Source organism: Streptomyces sp. NPDC033216, from assembly GCF_055577115.1.
The window spans coordinates 1-23,025 of the sequence record NZ_JBVIQK010000022.1 but is presented as its reverse complement, the minus strand read 5'-3'; the positions used below and the strand labels follow the sequence as shown (position 1 = coordinate 23,025).

Genomic DNA, 23,025 nt, shown 5'->3' with positions numbered 1-23,025 from the left:
CGCCCGTCCCTGCCTGAACGACATCACGAAGGAAGCCGACCTCATGCTGCGCATCGCCATCCCCAACAAGGGTTCCCTGTCCGGACCTGCGGGGGAGATGCTGCATGAGGCCGGCTACCAGCAGCGCCGCGAGTCCAAGGAACTGCGGATCGTCGACCCGGAGAACGAGGTCGAGTTCTTCTACCTCCGCCCGCGCGACATCGCCATCTACGTCTCCTCCGGCCGCCTCGACATCGGCATCACCGGCCGCGACCTGCTCATCGACTCCGGAGCCGACGCCGAGGAGATCCTCCCCCTCGGGTTCGCCCGCTCCACCTTCCGCTTCGCCACCAAGCCGGGCACGGCGAGCGGCGTCGAGGACCTCAAGGGCATGACGGTCGCCACCTCCTACGAGGGCATCGTCGCCAAGCACCTCGCCGACCACGGCATCGACGCCTCCGTCGTCCACCTGGACGGCGCGGTCGAGACCGCGATCGAGCTGGGCGTCGCCGAGGTCATCGCCGACGTCGTCGAGACCGGGACCTCTTTGCGCAACGCGGGCCTCGAGGTCATCGGCGAGCCGATCATGAAGTCCGAGGCCGTCGTGATCCGCCGGACCGGCGCCGACGGCGAGGACCCCAAGGTGCGGCAGTTCCTGCGCCGCCTCCAGGGCGTCCTGGTCGCCCGGACGTACGTGATGATGGACTACGACTGCCGGGTCGAGCAGCTGGAGAAGGCCGTCGCCCTGACCCCCGGCCTGGAGTCGCCGACCGTCTCCCCGCTGCACAACGAGGGCTGGGTCGCCGTCCGGGCGATGGTCCCCGCCAAGGAGGCCCAGCGGATCATGGACGACCTGTACGACATCGGCGCCCGCGCCATCCTCACCACGGCCATCCACGCCTGCCGCCTCTGAGAACCCAGGGAAGATGTCCGACCAGCCCACGCTCCCCGTCACCTTCCGGCCCAGCCGCACCCGCGCGGTGCTGCTCTCGGCCGGAGGGGCGCTCTTCCTCGTCATCTCCGCCGTCGCCCTGCTGCTGGAGCAGCTCGGACCGGGGGAGCGGTTCAGCTTCATCCTCACCGGCGCTCTCTGCCTCTGGGTGTCGGCCCAGCTGGCCCGGGTCAGGGTCGTGGCCGACGACTCGGGTGTCACCGTGGTGAACATCGCGAGCAGGCGGCGCCTGGAGTGGGCCGAGATCCTCAGGGTGAACCTCCGGCCGGGCGACCCCTGGGTGTTCCTCGACCTCAGCGACGGCACCAGCCTGCCCGCGCTCGGCATCCAGCCGGGCATCGACAAGCAGCAGGCCATCGCCCACGCGCGCGCCCTGCGAAGCCTCGTGGAGGACCGGTCCGTGCCCCGCTCCGAGCAGGATCAGGGCTGACCCGGAGCAGGACGGGGCCGACTCGGGGTCGGCCACCCTGCCGCTGCGGCCGCCGTCTTGATTAATCTGGTGACGGAGGCGTTCCCCTTACACCTCCACCCCCGTTCCGCCCGGCCGGGCGCACGGGGGGTCCTGCTACCCGAGGAGTGACCTTCTCCGGCGATGGACGGTTCGTCCTGTAGTACCTGCGCCGCCCCCTCCGACGTGGAGGCGGCGGCATCATGATCATCCCGCTGTTGCTCCTGGCAGCCGCGTTCCTGCTCATCCTGGCCAACGGCTTCTTCGTGGCCGCGGAGTTCGGGCTCGTCACCGTCGAGCGCCAGGAAGCCGAGAAGGCCGCCGCCGAAGGCGACCGACGAGCCCGTACGGTCGTCGAGTCGCTGAAGGAGCTGTCCTTCCAGCTGTCCGGCACCCAGCTCGGCATCACCATCACCTCTCTCGTCGTCGGCATGCTCGCCGAACCGGCCCTCGCCGAACTGCTCGGCGGCCCCCTCACCGCGATGCGCGTACCCGAGGGCGCCGTCCCCGGTGCGGCCGTCGTCGTCGGCATGCTGCTGGCCTCCGCCGTGCAGATGGTGATCGGTGAACTCGTGCCGAAGAACTGGGCGGTCTCCAAGCCCCTCCAGGTCGCGCGGTTCGTCGCCGGCCCGCAGCACAGGTTCGCCCGCCTGTTCCGGCCGGTCATCGCCGGCCTCAACGCGGTCGCCAACCGGCTCGTGCGCGCCCTCGGCGTCGAACCCACCGAGGAGCTGGCCTCCGCCCGCACCCCCGGTGAACTCGTCTCCCTGGCCCGGCACTCCGCCCGGGCCGGCACGCTCGAACAGGACACGGCCGACCTCTTCGTGCGGACCCTGTCCCTGGCCGAGCTGACCGCACAGCACGTGATGACGCCGCGCGTGAAGGTCAGCGCCCTCCAGGCGTCGGCCACCGCCGAGGACGTGGTCAACCTGACCCGCGCCACCGGCTTGTCCCGTTTCCCCGTCTACCGCGAGAAGATCGACGAGATCGTCGGCATGGTCCACCTCAAGGACGCGTTGGCCGTCCCCGTCCACGACCGGCTGCGCACCCCGCTCGGCCGGATCGCCCGCCCGGCCCTGCTGGTCCCCGAGACCCTGCCCGTGCGGCCCCTGCTGGCGCGGTTGCGCAGCGAGCAGCCCATCGCCGTCGTCGTCGACGAGTACGGCGGCACGGCCGGCGTGGTCACCCTGGAGGACATCGTCGAGGAGATCGTCGGCGAGGTCCGCGACGAGCACGACGGCCTGGACACCCCCGAACTGACCGCCGCCCCGCCCGAGGACGGCAGGCCCGCCTGGGACGTCGACGGCAGCTGCCGGGTCGACACGCTCCGGAGCATAGGCCTCGAGGCGCCCGAGGGACCGTACGAGACGGTCGCCGGGCTCGTCGCCGACCTGCTCGGCCGCATCCCGGCCGTCGGCGACCGGGCCGAGCTGCCCGGCTGGCGGCTGTCGGTCCGCCGTGTCGGCCACTACCGGGCCGAACGGGTCCGGATCGTCCGCACCGCGGTGGTCGTGGAGGTCGCCCGATGAGCGTGCTCCAACTCGCCTTCGCGGGTCTTCTCGTGCTCGCGAACGGGTTCTTCGTCGGTGCCGAGTTCGCCCTCGTCTCCGTCCGCCGCAGCCAGATCGAACCGCTCGGCACCACGCGCGCCCGCCAGGTGCTGCACGGGCTGGAACACCTGCCCCAGATGATGGCCGCAGCCCAGTTCGGCATCACCGTGTGCTCACTGACCCTGGGCGCCGTCGCCGAACCGACGGTGGCGCAGCTGCTGGAGCCGCTCTTCGAAGGCATCCACCTGCCGCACGGCATGATCCATCCGCTCGGTTACGCCATCGCCCTGGCGGCCGTGGTCTTCTTCCACCTCGTCATCGGCGAGATGGTCCCGAAGAACCTCGCCATGGCGGCCCCGGAGAAGGCCGCGCTCTGGTTGAGCCCCGGTCTGGTCGCCTTCGCCCGCCTCTGCCGGCCGATCACCGTCGCCCTCGGCGCCTGCGCGCAGGGCATTCTGCGCCTCTTCGACGTCGAGCTCAGGGACGAGGTCGAGGCCGTCTTCACCAGCGAGCAGCTCAACCGGCTGGTGGAGGACTCCGGCCAGGCCGGTCTGCTCGATCCCGAGGAGCAGGAGCGGCTGGAGGACGCGCTGGAACTGGGCTCCCGCCCGGTCACGGACGTCCTGCTCAAGCGCGAGTCGCTGGTGACGGTCCCGCCGTCGGTCACGCCGGGACAGATCGTCGCCCTCACCGCCCGCACCGGCTACTCCCGCTTCCCCGTCGCCGCGGAGAACGGCGCCTTCATGGGCTACCTCCATGTGAAGGACGTCCTCGACCTGGAGGAGTCGGAACGGGCGGTGCCGCAGCAGGTGTGGCGCCCGATGACGACGCTCCGCTCCGAACTCCCGCTGGACGACGCGCTGACGGTGATGCGGCGGGCGGCGACGCACCTGGCGCAGGTCGCCGACGCCTCGGGCCGGGTGCTCGGCCTGGTCGCCCTGGAGGATGTCCTGGAGCTGCTGGTGGGCGAGGTGACGGACCCCGCGCACCGGGACTATCCCGAGGTGGTGATGGCGACCTAGGGGCTGCCGTTCGGATCAGCCTGGCCGTGAGCTGCGGCGCCATGTGGTCGACCCGAGCGGGGTTCGGTGCGTGCGGCTGCAAGGCGGAGGAGGGCGGCGATGCGGAGCATCGGCAACCGACGACAACGCCGCAGCCGCACGCCCCTGCCTCCCGACCAGCCCCTAGACCGGATCCTGCGGCCCGCGTCCCGACAGCACCTCGCCGTACGCCTGCATCAGATCGGGCAACCGCAGTGTCGACAGGTCGACCCGGCCCAGGCTTCCCGGATACGCCGACAGCCGCAGGTCCCGGTAGGCGCAGCTCTTCTCGTACAGGGTCCGCAGGAACCGGCCGTTCCCCAGTTCGTCGATCCAGCCCTGGTCCACCACGTGCCCGGCGATCGACCGCAGCTCGTCCAGCGCCTCCTCGTCCCACACGTCCCCGTTGTCGGCCGCGAGCGCCTCACCGATCGAGGTGAGTTCGAGTGGACGGTACGAGGGGAAGTCGACGCGGGTGGTGAAGCGGGACGACAGTCCGGGGTTCGCCGCGAGCAGCCGGTCCATGCCCTCCGGGTAGCCGGCCAGGATCACCACCAGGTGGTCCCGGTTGTCCTCGGCCCGCTTCAGCAGCACCTGCAAGGCCTCGTCGCCGTACGCGTCGCCCTTGCCGTAGCCGGAGTTCGACAGGGAGTAGGCCTCGTCGACGAACAGGACGCCGCCCAGCGCGGAGTCGATCAGTTCGTTGGCCTTCACGGCCGTCTGGCCCAGGTACTCGCCGACCAGGTCGGCCCGCTGGGCCTCCACCAGGTGGTCGCCGCCGAGCAGGCCGAGGGCGTAGAAGACGCGGCCGAGGATGCGGGCCACCGTGGTCTTGCCGGTGCCGGACGGGCCGGAGAAGACGAAGTGCCGTTTCGGCGGCTGGACGGGGAGGCCCTGGCCGGCCCGCAGCCGGGCCATGTTGAGCTGTGCCGACAGGGCCTTGACCTGCCGTTTCACCGGCTCCAGGCCCACCATGCGCTCCAGCTCGGCGAGCGCCTCCTCCAGTAACACCGGGTCGGTGGGACCGGCCGGCAGGACCGAGGGCACGACGGTCTTCTCGCGCACGGTCCGGTCGGGCGCGGTCGGGACGGGACCGACGGGCGGCAGGTCGGACGGCTCGCTGAGCTTCATGTCCCGGCCCTCGGCGCCGAACAGCGGGTCCAGCACGTCCGGCCCGTCCCCGACGTCCTGCCCGACACCGGTCAGTGCGATGGACGCGAGGTCGGCCGCGTCGTCGTAGCCGTCGCCCTCGGCGATCGCGGCGAGCCGGGCCGAGGTGTCCATGAAGGCGGGGTCGACTCGGTGCACGGCCCGGTACAGGGGCAGCGCGGCGGCGGAACGGCCGGTGCCCTCGTGCGCGCGGGCCAGCCAGTAACGCAGCTCCTTGCGCTGCGGCTGTTCGCTGCGGCAGCGCATGAGGGCGGTGGAGAGCAGCGGCTCGGCCTGCCCGTACATCTCCAGCCGGACCCGGGCCATGCCGCCGAAGAGACCGGCCTCGATACCGAGGAGGGGATCGTCGAGGAGCGGGTCGGTGTGCCGGACCAGCTGCTCCCAGTCCTTGACCAGATAGGCGCGGCAGGCGTGCAGGAAGCGGACCTGGTGGTCGGTGTCGACGGGTGGGAGACCGGCGAGGGCCCGGTCCAGCTCGGGCACGTGCCGGCCGTCCAGCCAGTGCGAGGCGTGTGCGAGGAGCAGATCGCGGGGGCTCTCCAGCACGGGCTGCACCCACCAGCCCAACCAGTACCAGGAGTTGATGGTACGGCGGTGCCGGGTGCGCTGCTCGCCGAAGCGGTCGCGGTGCCGGAACATCCTGAGCAGCGCGGTCGTCGTGTCGATGCGCAGCGCGTGCAGCCCGAGCCAGCCGTCGGCCATGCCGGGGTCGATCCGCACCGCGGTGCGGAACTCCTCCTCCGCCTGCGGATACGCGCCCATGGTGTAGGCGTCCACGCCTCGTAGCCAGGCGAGGTCGGCCGGGGCCTCGGGGCCCTGCGTGCCGAAGTCCATCACGTCCCCCACAAACCGTGCCCCCGTCGGTGTGCCGCCGGACCGGAGCCCATCGGCTGCCTTGGTCGAACCGCTGTGCTGCGGACCGGAGTTGCCAGGTGCGCGCAGCAGTCGTCCGTAGGTCGCACCGAGGGCATCGTACCTGCGGGGGAGTGCCCTGCCGAAGGGTGCCGCACAGCCCGATCGACGAGGTGGGAGCAGAGGGGGCGCACCGTCGCGCGGTGACCCTGGGTGAGCGGGCGGCGCCGCGGTGCGTGCGCGGACCGGAGCGAAAGGGGGTGTGAGGGCAGAACGAAGCCCCCGGTCACGGGGGAACAACCGGGGGCTTCGCGACTGCGGGGCGGCCTCAATGCCGCACATTGAGAACGTAAGTCCTGTACGGGCCCTCGGTCAAGCCGAGTTGAGGCACTTGGCGAAGTCTGAACGCAAGGCCCTTCACAGTTTCACCACATCGCAGGCAGTCCCTCACGGTGCGTGACTCCGCAGTGGTGCTCAGCCCGTTCCAGCGGGCCCCGGGCGCACCTCGTATCCCTCGTGCCCCTCCTGCGACTGCCGTACCAGGCCGTGCGCGTACGGCCTCGACGGGTCCTCGGCGAAGTGCCGTGCCTCTGCCTGGGTCCATCCGTCCCAGAACTCCCGCTGGCCCTCCCCGTCCCGGGACCGTCCGCGCGCCCACGCCCGCTCGCGGGGGAGGTCCATCCACAGCAGATGCGCCAGATACGGCCGCAGGGCGCGGCGGCCGGCGCCGACGCCCTCGAGCAGCAGCACGGGTGCCGGGGGGAGCCGGCGGGGCGGGTCGAAGTGGCGGGCGTGCCAGTCGTAGGGAGCGTAGTGCGCCGTCTCGCCGCGGCCGAGGGGTTCGATGACCTCGGCCAGCAGCCGCCCGGTCCACCCGAACAGCTCGTCGTGGGTCGCGATGTCGTCCAGGTGCAGGACGGGCGCGTCGCCCAGTGCCTCGGCCAGCCGGCCCGCGAACGTGGACTTGCCCGACCCGGCGTGTCCGTCGACGGCGATCAGGCGGACCGGGCCGCAGGACGGCGGCAGACGGCGGAGCCGGCAGGCGAGCTGGCGGATGGCGGTTCCCTGGCGGTGGTGGCGGTGGGGTGGTCCCGGTGGCGGGGCGGCGCGGGTCTAGCGGCGCGGGATCGCCCTGCCGCAGGTCACGCCAGTGGACCAGACCAATATTACCGCGCGTGGCACGGGCGGAAGTGCTGGCAGGTCCGCCCGCCTCCCGCCATAGTTGGCCCACGCCGCACTCCCCACTCAGCACAGCACGCGCCACACACCGCGGCACTCCGCACTCCGCCCGCCGGACCCGCTCCGACTCGGACACCTTGGGGGTCTTCCGCTCATGAGCAACACCGAACAGCCGTCCAGCAGAACCGACCAGCTCCCCGACCGGACCGATCAGCCGTCCCGCAGGACCCTCCTGGCCGCCGCGGTCGTCGCCGCCGTGGCGGGTGGCGCGGCTCCCGCGGCGGCCGAGGCCGCCGCTCCGGCGGGGCACGCGGGCCCGGACGTGCCGCCGGGCGCGGCTCCGGCCCGCACGGTGGACCACCACTCCTGGACCACGTACACCGACTGGCGCTCCGGCACCGCCGCGGGCACCCGTGCCGTCGCCGGCGCCCGGCCCGGCCTGGTCCTCGCGACCCCGGCCGGGACCACCGACTACACCGACCCGCACACCGGCACCACCGCCGCCTGGGAGTACGCGACCTGGACGTCGCCCGTCCACCGCCTCGCCGTGCCCGCCACCGAGGCGATCGCCTCCTGGAACGCGAGCACGCCGGCCGGCACCTGGCTCCAGGTCGAACTGAAGGCCGCCTACACCGACGGCACGGACACCCCCTGGTACGTGATGGGCCGGTGGGCTGCCGGTGACCAGGACATCAAGCGGACCTCGGTCGACGACCAGAGCGACGGCAGGAGCACCGTGTGGACGGACACCCTCGCGGTTGACGACGCCGCCACGGGCCTGCGCCTCTCCTCGTACCGGCTGCGTCTGACCCTCTACCGCAGGCCGGGCACGAAGCTCACGCCGACCGTGTGGCGGGTGGGCGCGATGGGCTCCGACGTCCCGGACCGCTTCACCGTCCCGGCCTCGGTGCCCGGCCTCGCCCAGGAGCTGGTCGTCCCGCGCTACTCGCAGGAGATCCACGCCGGCCAGTATCCCGAGTACGACAACGGCGGCGAGGCCTGGTGCAGCCCCACCTCGTCGCAGATGATCATCGAGTACTGGGGCGGCCGCCTCACGCCCGCGCAACTGGCCTGGGTCGACCCCGCGTACGCCGACCCGCAGGTGTGCCACGCGGCCCGGTACACGTTCGACCACCAGTACAACGGCTGCGGCAACTGGCCGTTCAACGCCGCCTACGCCGCCACCTTCGAGGACCTCCAGGGCGTGGTGACCCGGCTCACCTCCCTCACCGACCTGGAGACGCTCATCGCGGCCGGTATCCCGGCGATCACCTCCCAGTCCTTCCTGAAGGAGGAGCTGACGGGCGCGGGGTACGGCACGTCCGGGCATCTGATGACCGTGATCGGCTTCACCCCCGACGGCGACGTGATCGCCAACGACCCGGCCTCGCCGAGCGACACGGCGGTGCGGCGGGTCTACCGGCGGCGGGAGTTCGAGAACATCTGGCTGCGTACCAAGCGCCACAACGCGAGCGGCAAGGTCGCGTCCGGCACCGGAGGCGTCTGCTACCTCTACTTCCCGGCACGGCCGAGCCCGCTCCAGCGCAGGGCGCTCGCGGCGGTCGGCGTGCGCTGAGGTCCCCTCATGACGGCCCCCGGCGCGACCGGGGGCCGTCGGCGTGTGAGCAAGCTCTCGGCCGCAAAAGCCCCACACGGTGGCAAGGTGGACGCATCGGGGAAGCCCGCCGCCCATCGCACGTACGACCGTCAGTGAGACGCCATGACCGCACATGCCGCCAGCGCCACCGCCGCCCGCACCCGCACCGGCGGGCCCGAGGACAAGGGTCCGAAGGTCCTGGAACACGTCATGGGATGGACGCTGGTCGTGGTCGTGGCGATGCTCGTGACCCAGCTCGGCCTGGTCTGAGACCGGGGCGGGAGTGCTGCCGTCGGCCCGGGATCACTGCGACCCGAGCCCGGGTTCGACCTGACATGCTGACGTCGTCCCGCCGACCGTTGCAGCCAGGGCCGACATTGAGCATCAGCCACCAGTGTGACGCGGCCCGTCCCCGGGCGCGCGGCACCGAGCGCTCACTGCGCGTCGCGCCGAACTCATCGCCATCGGGCGCGGATTGTTCGCCGACACGTCCTACGACGCTCTTTCTGTCCTGGGTGTGCAGCATGGAGGGTGCCACCCTCGCCTGGAACGACCGCCCCGGCCTCTCCCGCGCGACCATGCGCGATCTCCTGGCGAAGACCCTGGGTGGTGCGCTGCGCGCCGTGGAGGAACTCGCTCCCGCTTTCCCGCCCCGAAGCCGGTCCGGCGCGAGGACTGAACCGCCCTCGGGGCGGAGGCTCGTGGTCCTCCGCCCCAAGTGCCCTCGCGGGTCAGGTCAGTTGATGGCCCTGATCAGCTCACCGCCGGCCGTGTCCCCGCTCAGCTCCCAGAAGAAGGTCCCGCCGAGACCCTGCTGGTTCTTGTACGCCATCTTCGTCGCGACGGTCGCCGGGGTGTCGTAACTCCACCAGTCGTTGCCGCACTTGGCGTACGCCGTCCCGCCGACCGTGCCCGTCGCCGGGCACTTGGTCCTGAGCACCTTGTAGTCCTCGATGCCCTGCTCGTACGTCCCCGCGGCCGGGCCGGTCGCGGTGCCGCCGGGTGCCGCCTGGGTGACTCCGGTCCAGCCGCGCCCGTAGAAGCCGATGCCCAGCAGCAGCTTGGCGGCGGGGATGCCGAGGCCCTTCAGCTTGGTGATGGTCGCCGAGGTGTGGGTGTTCGCCTTCGGGATGCCGGAGTAGGAGTTCAGCGGGGAGTGCGGAGCCGTCGGCCCGCTCGCGTCCCAGGCGCCGAAGTAGTCGTACGTCATCGGGTTGTACCAGTCGACGTACTGCGCCGCGCCCGCGTAGTCCGCCGCGTCGATCTTGCCCCCCGCGGTGGCGTCGGCGGTGATGGCCGCCGTGACGAGGTTCCCGGTGCCGAACCTGGCGCGCAGTGCCTGCATGAGGTTCCTGAAGGCCGCCCGGCCGCTGGTGTCACAGGTGGCGCCGCAGGTGTTCGGGTACTCCCAGTCGATGTCGATGCCGTCGAAGACGTCGGCCCACTGGGAGTTCTCGACCAGGTCGTAGCAGGACTGGGCGAACGCGGCCGGGTTCCGGGCGGCCTCGCCGAAGCCGCCCGACCAGGTCCAACCACCGAAGGACCACAGGACCTTGAGACCCGGGTGCTTCTTCTTCAGCTCGCGCAACTGGTTGAAGTTGCCACGCAGCGGCTGGTCCCAGGTGTCGGCGACCCCGTCGACGGACTCGGCGGCGGTGTAGGTGCGGTCGGTGGCGGCGTAGGCGTCGCCCATCGCGCACCTGCCGCCGGTCACATTGCCGAAGGCGTAGTTGATGTGGGTGAGCTTCGCCGCCGAGCCCGACGTCTCGATGTTCTTGACGAGGTACTTGCGGTCGTAGGTGCCCCATTCCGTGAAGTAGCCGAGGATCTTGGACCCGGCGGCCACCCGTGCGGACGGTGCGGCGGTGTCGGTGGCGGTCGCGGTGCCCGCGCCGGCGAGCAGACCGGCGCCGAGCACGGCCGTGCAGGCGGCGGCGACGAGCGCCCGGAAGCGGGAGCGGCGATGGGGAGGGTGCTGCATCGGGTGTCACCTCGTGGGGGAGAGGGGAACGCGCGCCGATTGGCATGAACGCGGTAAAGCGGTGCCGAGAGCGTAGGAGGACTAGACCAGTCAGGTCAATGGTGCGGACCAATACCGTCCGATCGCGCGGTGCGGTGCCCTTCCACCGCGGGCATACTCACAACGCCGGGTCGCCGACCAGCACCGGAAGGGGAGTGGTGTGATGTCCGACCGTGTCCCGCCGTCCGTGGACCGCCTCCTGCCCACCGACGAGGCCCGCGACCTGCTCGCCCTCGTCCAGGACGTCGCCCGCCGCGAGATCACCCCGAGCGCCGCCGAGGAGGAGGACGCCGGACGCTTCCCGCGCGAGCTGTTCACGCTCCTGTCCCGATCGGGCCTCCTCGCGCTGCCGTACCCGTCCGCGTACGGCGGCGGCGACCAGCCCTACGAGGTCTACCTCCAGGTCCTCGAGGAACTCGCCGCCGCCCGCCTCACCGTCGGGCTGGGGGTCAGCGTGCACACCCTGGCCACCTACCCCCTCGCCGCGCACGGCACCGAGGAGCAGCGGGCCGCCCGCCTTCCCGCCATGCTCGGCGGCGGGCAGCTCGGCGCGTACTGCCTCTCCGAACCCTCCTCCGGTTCGGACGCCGCCGCGCTGCGCACCCGGGCCGTCCGGGACGGCGACGGCTGGGTCATCGACGGGACCAAGGCCTGGATCACCCACGGCGGCATCGCCGACTTCTACACCGTCATGGCGCGCACCGGCGCCGAGGGCCCCCGCGGGATCACCGCCTTCCTGGTGCCCGGCGACGCCGAGGGGCTGAGGGCGGCGCCGCCGGAGAAGAAGATGGGGCTCAAGGGTTCGCCGACCGCCCAGGTCCACTTCGACGGCGTGCGGATCCCCGACGAGCTGCGTGTCGGCGACGAGGGGCAGGGCTTCGCGATCGCCCTCGCCGCACTGGACTCCGGACGGCTCGGCATCGCCGCCTGCGCCGTCGGTGTCGCCCGCGCGGCCCTGGACGAGGCGGTCGCCTACGCCACCGTGCGGCGGCAGTTCGGGCGGCCGGTCGCCGACTTCCAGGGGCTGCGCTTCCTGCTCGCCGACATGGCGACGCGGGTCGAGTCGGGCCGGGCCCTGTATCTCGCGGCGGCACGGCTGCGGGACGCGGGCCGGCCGTTCGCGCGGGAGGCGGCCATGGCCAAGCTGCACTGCACCGACGCGGCGATGCAGGTCACCACGGATGCCGTCCAGGTGCTCGGCGGCTACGGCTACACCGCCGACTTCCCCGTCGAGCGCTACCTTCGCGAGGCCAAGGTCCTACAGATCGTCGAGGGCACGAACCAGATCCAGCGCATGGTCATCGCCCGTCACCTGCTGGGTCCGGAGACCCGCTGAACTGACCCGGCCGTACCAGCGGTGCCACCAGCCGCACCCACTCCGGGTCCCGCCGACCGGGCAGCGTGCGGCCCCGGTCGGCCCAGACGCGCATCATGTCGCGGTAGATCGGCGGGTCCTGCGGGGGCGGCGGCGGAGCCAGCGGAACCGATCCTGCGGACACGGGCACGAAGAGTTGGCGGTGACGCCCGAGCGTTTGATAGGTGGGGGTCATACCAGGGCAACGCGAGCGCGTGACGCCAGGTCACGGCTCGTACCCTCGTGTGTGAGTTCGGGATGTGCCCCGCGGCCGCCCGGACTGGTGGTACGTCCGGACGTACTGTCATGTCGTCCGCTCCCGACGGAACGTGACCCTGCCGGGCATGCCGGTCCTGCGCCATGGCCGGTCGTGGGCCATGGCGCTGGGTCACCACGGGAGTCGAGGGCAGCGCTCAGGCGGCGTGGCGGCGCATCGCCGGTACCCGCATCGGGCGGGAGGCCGGCCCGCCGACGTGCGAGAAGGGCTGCGTCCGCCAGTCCAGGCCCTGAGGGAGCGTCAACAGCAGTGCGGTCTCCTGCTCCTGGAGCTCCACCGACTCGTCCGCGGGACGGGCCTCGGACGCGGCACGGCCCGTGCCGGCGCAGACCGTGAGCCCGAACGGGTTCCACGGCGAGGCGCACAGCGCGTGTTCCGGCAGGACCTCCTCGTCCGCCAGCAGCGCGATGGGCTGCGCGCAGTCCGGGCAGATCACCCGGTACATCTCGAACGTGTCGTACGCGTCGAACTCGTCGCCGTTGTCGTCGTCGAAGCCGTCGTGGCCGTCGGGTTCGACGCCCTCCGGCTCGGACTCGACGATGGTGGGCCGGAACCGCTTGGGCGCGGTACGGCCAGGGCGCTTAAGACTCTGCATGGGATTCTCCCCCTCGGGCTGGGCCGTTCAGGCACTGCGGCCTCGACCACAGCAAGCACTTCCCAGCCTCTCTGGGTGGTAATCACCGGACCGTCACGAAGACTTGGCGCAGCCTGTGGTGTTCGTCACATGCCGTGCGCAGATGTCCATCGGCTCGTACGGTCCGCCACATCACGAACCGGTATGACCTGGGCTGTATACGTATACGAAGAGATCGCGCGCCCTGTAAGTTCTTGCGCCATGGAGGAGCTGGACCGACAGATCGTGCAGCTGCTCGTCAAGGACGGGCGGATGAGTTACACCGACCTGGGCAAGGCGACAGGCCTGTCCACCTCGGCCGTGCACCAGCGGGTGCGCCGGCTGGAACAGCGCGGCGTGATCCGCGGTTACGCGGCCGTCGTCGACGCCGAGGCCGTCGGGTTGCCCCTGACCGCCTTCATCTCGGTGAAACCGTTCGACCCCAGCGCGCCCGACGACATCGCCGACCGGCTCGCCGGGGTGCCCGAGATCGAGGCCTGCCACAGCGTGGCCGGCGACGAGAACTACATCCTCAAGGTGCGGGTGGCCACCCCCCACGAACTGGAGGAGCTGCTGAGCCGGCTGCGGGCCCTCGCCGGCGTCTCCACGCGCACCACGGTCGTGCTGTCCACTCCGTACGAGGCCCGGCCGCCCCGGATCTGAGGGTCGCCGCACCGGACGGGCCCAGGACCCTTCCCCGATACGAGGGATCCCCCGTGCCGGTCTGCCGGGGCGAGGCGCGAAACTGTTGCCATGAGTGAGCGCACGCCCGACCCGAAGACCGTCCTGCTCCGCCGAGGAGAGGTCCACAGTCCCGCCGACCCGTTCGCGACCGCGATGGTCGTGGAGCGCGGCCAGGTCGCCTGGGTCGGTTCCGAGGGCGCGGCCGACGCCTTCGCCGACGGCGTCGACGAGGTGGTCGACCTGGACGGCGCCCTGGTCACCCCCGCGTTCACCGACGCCCACGTCCACACCACCTCCACCGGCCTGGCCCTGACCGGCCTCGACCTGTCGACCGCCCCCTCCCTGGAGGCGGCCCTCGCCCGGGTACGGGACTTCGCCGCGGCCCGACCCGGGGACAAGGTCCTCCTCGGTCACGGCTGGGACGCATCACGCTGGCCCGGCGGCCGCCCACCGACCCGCGCGGAACTCGACGAGGCCGTCGGCGGGCGACCCCTCTACCTGTCCCGTGTCGACGTCCACTCGGCGGTCGTCACCACGGCCCTGCTGGACCTCGCGCCCCGCCTCGACACGGCGGACGCGTCCAGCGACGCCCCGCTCACCGCGGACGCCCACCACGCCGTCCGCGCCGCCGCGTTCGCAGCGGTGACGCCGGCCCAGCGGGCCGATGCCCAGCGGGCCGCCCTCGCGCACGCCGCCTCGCTCGGCATCGGCTCGGTCCACGAGTGCGCCGGCCCCGAGATCTCCTCCGAGGACGACTTCACCGCCCTGCTGCGGCTGGCCGCCGAGGCGCCGGGCCCACGGGTGGTCGGCTACTGGGCGGAGCAGGACGTCGACAAGGCACGCGCTCTGGGGGCCCTCGGCGCGGCCGGTGACCTCTTCGTCGACGGCGCCCTCGGCTCGCACACCGCCTGCCTGCACGACCGGTACACCGACGCCGCCCACACCGGTACCGCCTACCTGGACGCCGCCGCGGTCGCCACGCACGTCACGGCCTGCACCGAGGCCGGTCTCCAGGCGGGCTTCCACGCCATCGGTGACGCCGCCGTCACCGCCGTCGTCGAGGGTGTGCGCGCGGCGGCCGAGAAGGTCGGCCTGGCCCGCGTGCGCGCCGCCCGCCACCGCGTCGAGCACGCCGAGATGCTCACCCCCGAGACGATCGCCGCCTTCGCCGAACTGGGCCTCACCGCCTCCGTCCAGCCCGCCTTCGACGCCCTGTGGGGCGGTGAGGACGGCATGTACGCACAGCGCCTGGGCGCCGAGCGGGCCCGCACCCTCAACCCGTTCGCGGCCCTGCTGCGCTCCGGCGTCCCGCTAGCCTTCGGCTCCGACAGCCCGGTCACCCCCCTCGATCCCTGGGGCACGGTCCGAGCCGCCGCCTTCCACCGCACTCCCGAACACCGGATCTCCGTGCGCGCCGCCTTCACCGCCCACACCCGCGGCGGCTGGCGGGCGGTCGGACGCGACGACGCGGGCGTCCTGGTGCCGGGCGCACCCGCCGACTACGCCGTCTGGCGCACCGGCGCCCTCGTCGTCCAGGCGCCGGACGACCGCGTCGCCCGCTGGTCCACCGACCCCCGCTCCGGCACCCCCGGCCTGCCCGACCTGACGCCCGGCACCGATCTGCCCGAGTGCCTGCGCACGGTGGTCGGCGGACGGACCGTGTTCGCGCGGCCGGGCGAGTGATCTCGCCGGGGCGCGGCGCGGAAGATCACCCGTCCGCGCGGCGTCCAGCGAGAGCCTTGGCCCGCCCGCTGACCAGCACGTTACTCAGAAAGTCGCAGGTCGAACGGCTGTTGACAGCCGACCGCGGGGGGCCGGTAGGTTCGGCCGAGTCCACCACCGGACGCCCCACCGGGGAACGTCCGCGCACTCGCCGGTGAGCCGCTGGGTCAGGACGGTGTGCCGCACCGGCGCACCGCCACTGGGAGCCAGGCTCAGCGCCCCACCAGAGCGAGGGAACGTTCCGGCCGGTCGGGGAGGTGTGACCCGGGTGGGGCCCGGACGCTCAGTAGACAACGGCTTCAGGTCGATCCGCAGCCGGCGGGTCCCAGGTCGGCCCGAAGGGCGCCGGGCCCCCATCCGCCGGACCGTGGGGGCGTTTCCTGGGTGGTAGGCCCAGGCCATACAAGCCAAAAAGCGCATTCTTACCCCGGTCCTGTGGAAACGACACCACCATACGAACGTCCTGTCACGTCACCGCAGGCGGCGGCCACTATGGTGGACCCCTGCGTACGGACACGAAGGGGCAGCAGTGAACGACGGCGACGCGAACCGCGCGGCACAGGACCGGGGGAGGAAGTTCGGTCCGCTCGGCACGGCGTTGGTGATCATTCCGACTTTCAACGAGGCGGAGAACATCAAGAGCATCGTCGGCCGGGTGCGCGAGGCCGTTCCGGACGCGCACGTCCTGGTGGCCGACGACAACAGCCCCGACGGCACCGGCAAACTCGCCGACGAACTGGCCGCCACGGACGACCACGTCCAGGTGCTGCACCGCAAGGGCAAGGAGGGCCTCGGCGCCGCCTACCTCGCGGGCTTCCGCTGGGGACTGGAGCACGGCTACGGCGTCCTGGTCGAGATGGACGCCGACGGCTCCCACCAGCCGGAGGAACTGCCCCGCCTGCTCACCGCGCTGAAGGGCGCCGACCTCGTGCTCGGCTCCCGCTGGGTCCCGGGCGGCCGGGTCGTGAACTGGCCCCGATCCCGCGAGATCATCTCCCGCGGCGGCAGTCTCTACTCGCGCCTGGCGCTGGACCTCCCGCTGCGCGACATCACCGGCGGCTACCGCGCCTTCCGGCGGGAGACCCTCGAAGGCCTCGGCCTCGAGGAGGTCGCCTCCCAGGGGTACTGCTTCCAGGTCGACCTCGCCCGCCGGGCGGTCAAGGCCGGCTACCACGTCGTCGAGGTCCCCATCACCTTCGTCGAGCGCGAGCTGGGCGACTCCAAGATGAGCCGCGACATCCTCGTGGAGGCGCTGTGGCGGGTCACCGCCTGGGGCGTGGGAGAACGCGTCGGCAAGATCGCGGGCCGGACGGGTGGGCCGGAGCGGCAGCCGTCCCCTTCACAGCCCTCCCCCTCGCAGTCCTCCCCGTCGCCGCAGCAGCCGTCGTAGTCCGTGGGGCGCGTTTCGAAAGCGGCGTCGTCCCCCCCGCAGGGCGGGCGGGCCCGGCGGGTGGACCCCCGGCGGGCTCGGCGGCGGGTCCGGTGCGTCTGATCGCCAGGCGGAGGGCCGCCCGACACCGGGTGTATCGGGACGATCGCGGCAAGCCGACTGAGGGTGCCCCTCGGGAGTGCGTGACAGGCGTCGCGCGGCGGACGGGGCTTCCGAGACACGCCCTGCGTTCCCGACGGGAACCGCGCCGGAACGGCTGATCAGCCCTTATGCCGCTCTGAGCCGGGGCCGGGCACACTGGGGGCATGACGACTGGCGCTCAGACTCCCACGCACTTCGACACCCGGCCGCGGCGCTCCCGTCTGCGGACGTTCCTGGCGCTGGGATTCGTCGGGTGGCTGGTGCTGGAGATCTGGCTGCTGACCGTGGTCGCGGGCGCCGCCGGCGGCTTCACGGTCTTCCTGCTGCTGCTCGCCGGTTTCCTGCTCGGCTCGGTGGTGATCAAGCGGGCGGGCCGACGCGCCTTCCGTAACCTCAACGAGGCACTCCAGCGCGGTACGCCCCCGTCCTCGGGCGGCAACGGCCTGATGATGCTCGGCGGCCTCCTCCTGATGATCCCCGGCCTGGCCTCCGACGCGCTGGGCCTGCTCCTGCTCCTTCCGCCCGTCCAGAAAGCCGTCGGCCGTTTGACGGAACGCACGGTCGACCGAAAGCTGCGCGCCGCCACCCCCGGCACCCTCGGCAACGCCTTCCAGCAGGCCCGCATGCACCGCCCGGACGGAAAGGTGGTCCAGGGCGAGGTGATCATCCGTGAGGACGAGAGCGGTGAGGCCCCACAGGATCCGCGTCCCCCGCTGACTCGGTGAGCGTCAGCCGTCGTCCGAGGGTATGACCCCGGACACAGCAAGACCGCGGGCGCCGTACGCGACTTCACGTACGGCGCCCGCGGTCATGTGTCGTGCGCTGTAAACCAGCCCCAGCTCCGCAGAACTACGCGGACTTGCGGCTGTCCCGAGGATGTACCGCGAGGTTCATCGCTCCGGAACGCAGAACGGCCAGCCGTTCCTCGAGGACCTCTTCCAGTTCCTCGCGGGTCCGCCGCTCCATCAGCATGTCCCAGTGCGTACGCGCGGGCTTGGCCTTCTTCTCCTCAGGGCCGTCGCCGTCCACGAGGAGCGCAGGCGCTCCGCAGACCTTGCACTCCCACTCCGGCGGGATCTCCGCCTCCACCGAGAAGGGCATCTCGAAGCGATGCCCCTTCTCGCATGCGTACTCCACGGCTTGGCGCGGGGCCAAGTCGATGCCGCGGTCCGTCTCGTAGCTGGTCACCACGAGGCGCGTGCCGCGAAGAGCTCGCTCACTCATGAATCGTGCCTCCCGGGCTTGTCGCCCACAGGACAGGTGTCGCTGTCGTCGTCATCCGGTCAACGTCCGGTCGGCGGTAAAGATTCCCGGTCGGAGTTCCGTTCCGGGTCGTGCGTCGCCGTCGTAGCCGCAGCCTTGTCAACCAATGCAGTACCCACCGGCGCCCGGTTTGTCACATCTGAAAGGAGATGTCACCCAGCGTCTCGGCATCCTTGACACGCAGTAACGGTACGCCTGGCAGGCCAAACGCGTACACTACCGCCCTTTGGCCTTGAGTGCTAAATCCTTTCGGGTACCGGATTGCCCGCGTCGCTGACAGCCCGCCGCACCGGCACCCGTGCCAGCAGCAGGAAACCGAGGACGAAGAAGAGCACCAGCGAGATGATCGCGTCCCGGTAGCTTCCGGTCACCTGATAGGTGATCCCGAACAACAGCGGGCCGAGCCAGCTCATCCCGCGGTCGCTCACCTCGTACGCGGAGAAGTACTCCGCCTCCCTGCCGGGCGGGACCAGGTGAGAGAAGAGGGACCGGGACAGGGCCTGGCTGCCGCCGAGGACCAGGCCGATCGCGGCCGCCAGCAGGAAGAAGCCCAGCGGCGCCCCGGCCGGCAGGAAGTAGCCGACGACCAGGGTGAACGTCCAGGCCACCAGTGAGCCGAGGATCGTGCGCTTCGCGCCGTACCTCCGGGCCAGCCGGCCCATCGTCAGGGCGCCCGCGACCGCCAGGACCTGGACCAGGAGGACGGCGGCGATGAGGGTGGACTGGCCGAGGCCGAGTTCCTCGGAGCCGTAGACCGAGGCCTGGGAGATCACCGTCTGGATGCCGTCGTTGTAGATGAGGTAGGCCAACAGGAAGGCGAGAGTCAAGGGGTGGCGGCGCATGTCCCGGTAGGTCGCCACGAGTTGGCGCAGGCCCGGTGCGGTCGCCTCGCGCGCGGAGGAGAGCGTCGTCGGGCGGTCGCGCAGCCGGAGCAGCGGTATCAGAGTGAAGCCGCCCCACCACAGGCCCGCCGAGGCCAGGCAGATCCGTACGGCCGTGGATTCCGAGACGCCGAAGGAGTCGTGGGCCAGGTACAGGACCAGGTCGACGACCAGGACCAGGGAGCCCGCCGCGTACCCGAAGGCCCAGCCGCGTGAGGACACCGCGTCGCGCTCTCCGGGCGGGGCGATCTGCGGCAGGTACGAGTTGTAGAGCATCATCGCGACGGACTGGGCCGCGTTGGCGACCACCAGCAGCACGCCACCCAGCAGATAGCGGTCGCCCGACAGGAAGAACATGCCCGTCGTGGCCGCCGCCCCGGTGTAGGCGGCGGCCCCGAGGAACGGTTTCCTGCGGCCCGTGCGGTCGGCGGCCGCGCCCACCAGGGGCATGACCAGGACGGCCGCGATCACCGACAGGGACACCGAGTACGCGAAGAACGAGCCCGCGCGGACCGGGATGCCCAGGGGATGCACATAGCCGTCCGGATCGGCGGCCTCCTTGGCGACCGACGTCAGATACGGGCCGAGGAACACGGTGAGCACGCTCGTCGAGTAGACGGAGCACGCCCAGTCGTAGAAGTACCAGCCGCGCTGTTCGCGCCGCCGCCCGGCGGCGTCGTCGAACGCCTCCCTCCGCACGGTGTCGGTGCCCACCCGCGCCCTCGCTTCCCCGCCCAAGGTGCCGCGCGCGGGCCGTGGAGGGGGGAGGGGGGTGGGGTCAGACCCAGACGCCCCGGTCCTCCATGACCGTGCGCAACGTGTCGATGTGATCGGTCATGATGCCATCCACCCCCAGGTCCAGGAGCCGGTGCATCCGATCCGCGTCGTTGATCGTCCACACATGCACCTGGAGCCCGCGCGCGTGGGCCGAACGCACGAAACGGCGGTCGACGACCTGGATGCCCGACTGTGCCTCCGGCACCTGGGCGGCGACGGCCGAGCGGCGCAGCGCCGCGGGCACGCCCCAGGACCGCAGCCGCAGGTTGAGCACCCCACGGGTCCCGTACGACGTGGCCAGGCGGGGGCCGGCCAGCCGCTGGGCACGCACGACGCGGGCCTCGGAGAACGAGCCGACGCAGACGCGGTCCCAGGCGTCGGTGCGCCCGATGAGGTTGAGGAGCGGGTGGAGCGCCGGTTCGGCCTTGAGGTCGACGTTCCAGCGGACCTCGGGGAAGGTCTCCAGCAGCTCCTCGAACAGCGGGACCGGCTCCCTGCCTCCCACGCGCGCGTGCCGTACGTCCTTCCACGGCAGGTTGGCGATGCGGCCCGCGCCGTCGGTCAGCCGGTCCAGCGTCGCGTCGTGGAAGGCGACGAGCTTGCCGTCCCTCGTGGTGTGCACGTCGGTCTCGATGTAGCGGTAGCCCGCCTCGACCGCGCGCCGGAACTGCGCCACGGTGTTCTCCAGACCGCCGGCGGCACCGCCCCGGTGCGCGAACGCCAGGGGGCCCGGATGGTCGAGGTACGGGTGGCGTATGGGGGTGCTCACGGACGCAGTATGGCCCCCTGCGGTGACCCGGTGGCAACGGCCGTGCTGCCGCCGGATGCCGGGGGCACGGCGAACACCCGCAGGAAGATCTGGGCGAGCGGCCCGATCGACAGCGCGTACAGCAGGGTGCCGACGCCGATCGTGCCCCCGAGGGCGAAGCCGGTCGCCACCACCGCGATCTCGACGGCCGTCCGCATCGCCCGGATCGACCGGCCGGTGCGCCGGTGCAGTCCCGTCATCAGGCCGTCGCGCGGTCCCGGCCCGAAGGACGCCGCGATGTAGAGGCCGGTGGCCACGCCGTTGAGGACGATGCCCGCCACCAGCAGCGGCACCCGCACGGCCAGGCCGTGCGCCTCGGGAACCAGTGCGAGCGTGCCGTCCATGGCGAGACCGACCACGAAGACGTTGGAGACGGTGCCGAGACCCGGGCGCTGGCGCAGCGGGATCCACAGCAGCAGTACGGCGGCGCCCACGACGATCGACACGACGCCGATGGACAGGCCGCTCCGTTCTGCGAGTCCCTGGTGGAGCACGTTCCAGGGTTCCAGACCGAGGCCCGCGCGCACGAGCAGGGCGGAGCTGGCGCCGTAGAGCGCGAGGCCGACGTAGAGCTGGGTGAGGCGGCGGGGGAGGCCGCCCTTCGGCGGGACGGTCGGCGGAGGAGACTCGGACAAGTGGACCCCTGCTGGTGGTAGTGGACTGGCGCGTGTCACTCTGTGGCGTGGAAGGACGGGTCATCCATGGCCAATTCCGGGAAGGTGGACTGATATCCATGGCGCAGTGGACCTCCGCGGTGGGGGCCGCGCAGCTAGCGCGGCTGCTCACGTCCCAGCAGGACCGGCCGGCCGGCGCCGGGACGCGCCGCCCGCCCGCCTACCGCGCGCTCGCGGACGGTGTCCGGCTGCTCGTCCTGGAAGGGCGGGTCCCGGTCGCCGCGCGCCTGCCCGCCGAACGTGAACTGGCCCTCGCCCTGTCCGTGAGCCGTACGACCGTCGCCGCCGCCTACGAGGCGCTGCGCGCGGAGGGCTTCCTGGAGTCCCGGCGCGGCGCGGGCAGCTGGACGTCCGTCCCCGCGGGCAACCCGGTGCCCGCGCGTGGCCTCGAACCCCTGCCGCCCGAGGCCCTCGGCTCCATGATCGACCTGGGCTGTGCCGCCCTCCCGGCCCCCGAACCGTGGCTGACACGAGCGGTGCAGGGCGCGCTGGAGGAACTGCCCCCGTACGCCCACACGCACGGTGACTACCCGGCGGGGCTGCCGGCCCTGCGCGCGATGATCGCCGAGCGGTACACCCGGCGCGGGATCCCGACGATGCCCGAGCAGATCATGGTGACCACGGGCGCGATGGGCGCCATCGACGCGATCTGCCACCTCTTCGCGGGCCGCGGCGAGCGCATCGCCGTCGAATCGCCCTCGTACGCCAACATCCTCCAGCTCATGCGGGAGGCGGGCGCCCGGCTGGTGCCCGTGGCGATGGCCGAAGGGCTCGCCGGGTGGGACATGGACCGCTGGCGGCAGGTCCTGCGCGAGGCCGCGCCGCGCATCGCCTATGTGGTCGCCGACTTCCACAACCCGACGGGCGCGCTCGCGGACGAGGACCAGCGGCGCCGGCTCGTCGAGGCTGCCCGGTCGGCCGGGACCGTGCTGGTCGCCGACGAGACGATGACCGAGCTGTGGCTCGACGACGATGTCGAGATGCCCCGTCCGGTGTGCAGCTTCGACCCGGCCGGGGCGACGGTGATCACCGTGGGCTCGGCGAGCAAGGCCTTCTGGGCGGGCATGCGCATCGGATGGGTCCGGGCCGCCCCCGATGTCGTCCGCAGCCTGGTCGCGGCCCGCGCCTACGCCGACCTCGGGACTCCGGTCCTGGAGCAACTGGCCGTGAACTGGCTGTTCAGCACCGGCGGCTGGGAGCAGGCCGTGGAACTGCGGCGCGAACAGGCCAGGGGCAACCGGGACGCGCTGGTCGCGGCGGTGCGGCGGGAGCTGCCGGAGTGGGAGTTCGCGGTGCCCAGGGGCGGCCTGACCCTGTGGGTGCGGGCCGGCGGGCTCTCCGGGTCGCGGCTGGCCGAGGCCGGGGAGCGGGTCGGGGTGCGGGTGCCGTCCGGGCCGCGGTTCGGGGTGGACGGCGCCTTCGAGGGATATGTGCGGCTGCCGTTCACCGTGGGGGGCGCGGTGGCGGACGAGGCGGCGGCGCGGCTGGCCGCGGCCGCCCGGGTCGTGGAGAGCGGGGGGACCGTGGGCGGTGAGGGTCCGCGCACGTTCGTCGCCTGACGGGTCGGGGGGGGGGGGGGGGGGGGAAGGGCAACCCCCCCCCCCCCCCCCCCCCCCCCCCCCCCCCCCCCCCCCCCCCCCCCCCAACCCAGCCA

19 protein-coding genes and 2 pseudogenes are annotated in these 23,025 nt (G+C 72.2%); 13 read left to right on the top strand and 8 right to left on the bottom strand.

What is annotated here, in order from left to right:
• Positions 1 to 43 precede the first annotated feature (43 nt).
• The 4 genes from hisG (at position 44) to ACZ5Y0_RS29775 (ending at position 3,951) form a co-directional block, all read left to right on the top strand.
• Positions 44 to 892, top strand: coding sequence for an ATP phosphoribosyltransferase (gene hisG / locus ACZ5Y0_RS29790; protein ID WP_469131781.1), 849 nt, complete (start codon positions 44 to 46; stop codon positions 890 to 892).
• Between the two features lie 13 nt (positions 893 to 905).
• A complete protein-coding gene (locus ACZ5Y0_RS29785) occupies positions 906 to 1,361 on the top strand; it encodes a PH domain-containing protein (protein WP_469131780.1) in 456 nt (151 codons plus the stop codon).
• A gap of 221 nt (positions 1,362 to 1,582) precedes the next feature.
• Positions 1,583 to 2,908, top strand: coding sequence for a hemolysin family protein (locus tag ACZ5Y0_RS29780; RefSeq protein ID WP_469131779.1), 1,326 nt, complete (start codon positions 1,583 to 1,585; stop codon positions 2,906 to 2,908).
• The gene (locus ACZ5Y0_RS29775; RefSeq protein WP_469131778.1) at positions 2,905 to 3,951 is read left to right on the top strand and encodes a hemolysin family protein; all 1,047 of its coding nucleotides are present in this window, start codon (positions 2,905 to 2,907) and stop codon (positions 3,949 to 3,951) included. The genes ACZ5Y0_RS29780 and ACZ5Y0_RS29775 overlap by 4 nt, the downstream gene beginning before the upstream one ends.
• A 162-nt stretch (positions 3,952 to 4,113) precedes the next feature.
• On the opposite strand, the gene ACZ5Y0_RS29770 is transcribed toward ACZ5Y0_RS29775, so the two are convergent.
• The gene (locus ACZ5Y0_RS29770) at positions 4,114 to 5,973 is read right to left on the bottom strand and encodes an AAA family ATPase (RefSeq protein WP_469131777.1); all 1,860 of its coding nucleotides are present in this window, start codon (positions 5,971 to 5,973) and stop codon (positions 4,114 to 4,116) included.
• 443 nt (positions 5,974 to 6,416) lie between these two features.
• A pseudogene (locus ACZ5Y0_RS29765) lies at positions 6,417 to 7,047 on the bottom strand (uridine kinase family protein).
• Between the two features lie 277 nt (positions 7,048 to 7,324).
• On the opposite strand from ACZ5Y0_RS29765, the gene ACZ5Y0_RS29760 reads away from it, so the two are divergent.
• The 3 genes and pseudogenes from ACZ5Y0_RS29760 (at position 7,325) to ACZ5Y0_RS29750 (ending at position 9,446) form a co-directional block, all read left to right on the top strand.
• A complete protein-coding gene (locus ACZ5Y0_RS29760; protein WP_469131776.1) occupies positions 7,325 to 8,746 on the top strand; it encodes a peptidase C39 family protein in 1,422 nt (473 codons plus the stop codon).
• A gap of 144 nt (positions 8,747 to 8,890) precedes the next feature.
• Positions 8,891 to 9,037: an SCO1431 family membrane protein gene (locus ACZ5Y0_RS29755; RefSeq protein WP_469131775.1), complete on the top strand. Its 147-nt coding sequence runs from the start codon at positions 8,891 to 8,893 to the stop codon at positions 9,035 to 9,037.
• A 107-nt stretch (positions 9,038 to 9,144) separates the two neighbouring features.
• Positions 9,145 to 9,446, top strand: a pseudogene (locus ACZ5Y0_RS29750) (hypothetical protein).
• A 57-nt stretch (positions 9,447 to 9,503) separates the two neighbouring features.
• Here ACZ5Y0_RS29750 and ACZ5Y0_RS29745 read toward each other — a convergent pair.
• A complete protein-coding gene (locus ACZ5Y0_RS29745) occupies positions 9,504 to 10,748 on the bottom strand; it encodes a glycoside hydrolase family 18 protein (protein ID WP_469131774.1) in 1,245 nt (414 codons plus the stop codon).
• A 202-nt stretch (positions 10,749 to 10,950) separates the two neighbouring features.
• Here ACZ5Y0_RS29745 and ACZ5Y0_RS29740 point away from each other — a divergent pair, with 202 nt between their 5' ends.
• A complete protein-coding gene (locus ACZ5Y0_RS29740; protein WP_469131773.1) occupies positions 10,951 to 12,123 on the top strand; it encodes an acyl-CoA dehydrogenase family protein in 1,173 nt (390 codons plus the stop codon).
• 431 nt (positions 12,124 to 12,554) lie between these two features.
• Here the strand turns inward: ACZ5Y0_RS29740 and ACZ5Y0_RS29735 are convergent, their stop codons facing one another.
• Entirely contained in the window at positions 12,555 to 13,013 is a 459-nt protein-coding gene (locus ACZ5Y0_RS29735; RefSeq protein ID WP_469131772.1) for a hypothetical protein, read from the bottom strand.
• A 240-nt stretch (positions 13,014 to 13,253) separates the two neighbouring features.
• Here ACZ5Y0_RS29735 and ACZ5Y0_RS29730 point away from each other — a divergent pair, with 240 nt between their 5' ends.
• The 4 genes from ACZ5Y0_RS29730 to fxsA all read left to right on the top strand — a co-directional run bounded on the left by ACZ5Y0_RS29730 (position 13,254) and on the right by fxsA (position 17,693).
• Complete coding sequence (locus ACZ5Y0_RS29730) at positions 13,254 to 13,694, top strand: Lrp/AsnC family transcriptional regulator (protein ID WP_392247493.1); 441 nt, start codon at positions 13,254 to 13,256, stop codon at positions 13,692 to 13,694.
• A 90-nt stretch (positions 13,695 to 13,784) separates the two neighbouring features.
• Positions 13,785 to 15,398: an amidohydrolase gene (locus ACZ5Y0_RS29725; protein WP_469131771.1), complete on the top strand. Its 1,614-nt coding sequence runs from the start codon at positions 13,785 to 13,787 to the stop codon at positions 15,396 to 15,398.
• Positions 15,399 to 15,966: 568 nt separating this feature from the next.
• A complete protein-coding gene (locus tag ACZ5Y0_RS29720; protein ID WP_469131770.1) occupies positions 15,967 to 16,827 on the top strand; it encodes a polyprenol monophosphomannose synthase in 861 nt (286 codons plus the stop codon).
• Positions 16,828 to 17,132: 305 nt separating this feature from the next.
• The gene (gene fxsA / locus ACZ5Y0_RS29715) at positions 17,133 to 17,693 is read left to right on the top strand and encodes an FxsA family membrane protein (RefSeq protein WP_469131769.1); all 561 of its coding nucleotides are present in this window, start codon (positions 17,133 to 17,135) and stop codon (positions 17,691 to 17,693) included.
• 124 nt (positions 17,694 to 17,817) lie between these two features.
• Here the strand turns inward: fxsA and ACZ5Y0_RS29710 are convergent, their stop codons facing one another.
• The 4 genes from ACZ5Y0_RS29710 to yczE form a co-directional block, all read right to left on the bottom strand.
• The gene (locus ACZ5Y0_RS29710; RefSeq protein WP_020128921.1) at positions 17,818 to 18,192 is read right to left on the bottom strand and encodes an RNA polymerase-binding protein RbpA; all 375 of its coding nucleotides are present in this window, start codon (positions 18,190 to 18,192) and stop codon (positions 17,818 to 17,820) included.
• A gap of 278 nt (positions 18,193 to 18,470) precedes the next feature.
• Positions 18,471 to 19,826, bottom strand: coding sequence for an MFS transporter (locus ACZ5Y0_RS29705; RefSeq protein ID WP_469131768.1), 1,356 nt, complete (start codon positions 19,824 to 19,826; stop codon positions 18,471 to 18,473).
• Positions 19,827 to 19,890: 64 nt separating this feature from the next.
• Positions 19,891 to 20,658 (bottom strand): glycerophosphodiester phosphodiesterase, encoded by a 768-nt coding sequence (locus ACZ5Y0_RS29700; RefSeq protein WP_469131767.1) that lies wholly within the window; start codon positions 20,656 to 20,658, stop codon positions 19,891 to 19,893.
• Complete coding sequence (gene yczE / locus ACZ5Y0_RS29695) at positions 20,655 to 21,332, bottom strand: membrane protein YczE (RefSeq protein WP_469131766.1); 678 nt, start codon at positions 21,330 to 21,332, stop codon at positions 20,655 to 20,657. The genes ACZ5Y0_RS29700 and yczE overlap by 4 nt, the downstream gene beginning before the upstream one ends.
• A gap of 98 nt (positions 21,333 to 21,430) precedes the next feature.
• On the opposite strand from yczE, the gene ACZ5Y0_RS29690 reads away from it, so the two are divergent.
• Positions 21,431 to 22,930, top strand: coding sequence for an SCO1417 family PLP biosynthesis transcription factor (locus ACZ5Y0_RS29690; protein ID WP_469131765.1), 1,500 nt, complete (start codon positions 21,431 to 21,433; stop codon positions 22,928 to 22,930).
• Positions 22,931 to 23,025: the final 95 nt, after the last annotated feature.

Bases quoted from the DNA above. Each gene is read 5' to 3' on its own strand.
- hisG (WP_469131781.1), top strand. From the start codon at position 44: ATGCTGCGCATCGCCATCCCCAACAAGGGTTCCCTGTCCGGACCTGCG.
- ACZ5Y0_RS29785 (WP_469131780.1), top strand. From the start codon at position 906: ATGTCCGACCAGCCCACGCTCCCCGTCACCTTCCGGCCCAGCCGCACC.
- ACZ5Y0_RS29780 (WP_469131779.1), top strand. From the start codon at position 1,583: ATGATCATCCCGCTGTTGCTCCTGGCAGCCGCGTTCCTGCTCATCCTG.
- ACZ5Y0_RS29775 (WP_469131778.1), top strand. From the start codon at position 2,905: ATGAGCGTGCTCCAACTCGCCTTCGCGGGTCTTCTCGTGCTCGCGAAC.
- ACZ5Y0_RS29770 (WP_469131777.1), bottom strand. From the start codon at position 5,973: ATGGACTTCGGCACGCAGGGCCCCGAGGCCCCGGCCGACCTCGCCTGG.
- ACZ5Y0_RS29760 (WP_469131776.1), top strand. From the start codon at position 7,325: ATGAGCAACACCGAACAGCCGTCCAGCAGAACCGACCAGCTCCCCGAC.
- ACZ5Y0_RS29755 (WP_469131775.1), top strand. From the start codon at position 8,891: ATGACCGCACATGCCGCCAGCGCCACCGCCGCCCGCACCCGCACCGGC.
- ACZ5Y0_RS29745 (WP_469131774.1), bottom strand. From the start codon at position 10,748: ATGCAGCACCCTCCCCATCGCCGCTCCCGCTTCCGGGCGCTCGTCGCC.
- ACZ5Y0_RS29740 (WP_469131773.1), top strand. From the start codon at position 10,951: ATGTCCGACCGTGTCCCGCCGTCCGTGGACCGCCTCCTGCCCACCGAC.
- ACZ5Y0_RS29735 (WP_469131772.1), bottom strand. From the start codon at position 13,013: ATGCAGAGTCTTAAGCGCCCTGGCCGTACCGCGCCCAAGCGGTTCCGG.
- ACZ5Y0_RS29730 (WP_392247493.1), top strand. From the start codon at position 13,254: ATGGAGGAGCTGGACCGACAGATCGTGCAGCTGCTCGTCAAGGACGGG.
- ACZ5Y0_RS29725 (WP_469131771.1), top strand. From the start codon at position 13,785: ATGAGTGAGCGCACGCCCGACCCGAAGACCGTCCTGCTCCGCCGAGGA.
- fxsA (WP_469131769.1), top strand. From the start codon at position 17,133: ATGACGACTGGCGCTCAGACTCCCACGCACTTCGACACCCGGCCGCGG.
- ACZ5Y0_RS29710 (WP_020128921.1), bottom strand. From the start codon at position 18,192: ATGAGTGAGCGAGCTCTTCGCGGCACGCGCCTCGTGGTGACCAGCTAC.
- ACZ5Y0_RS29690 (WP_469131765.1), top strand. From the start codon at position 21,431: ATGGCGCAGTGGACCTCCGCGGTGGGGGCCGCGCAGCTAGCGCGGCTG.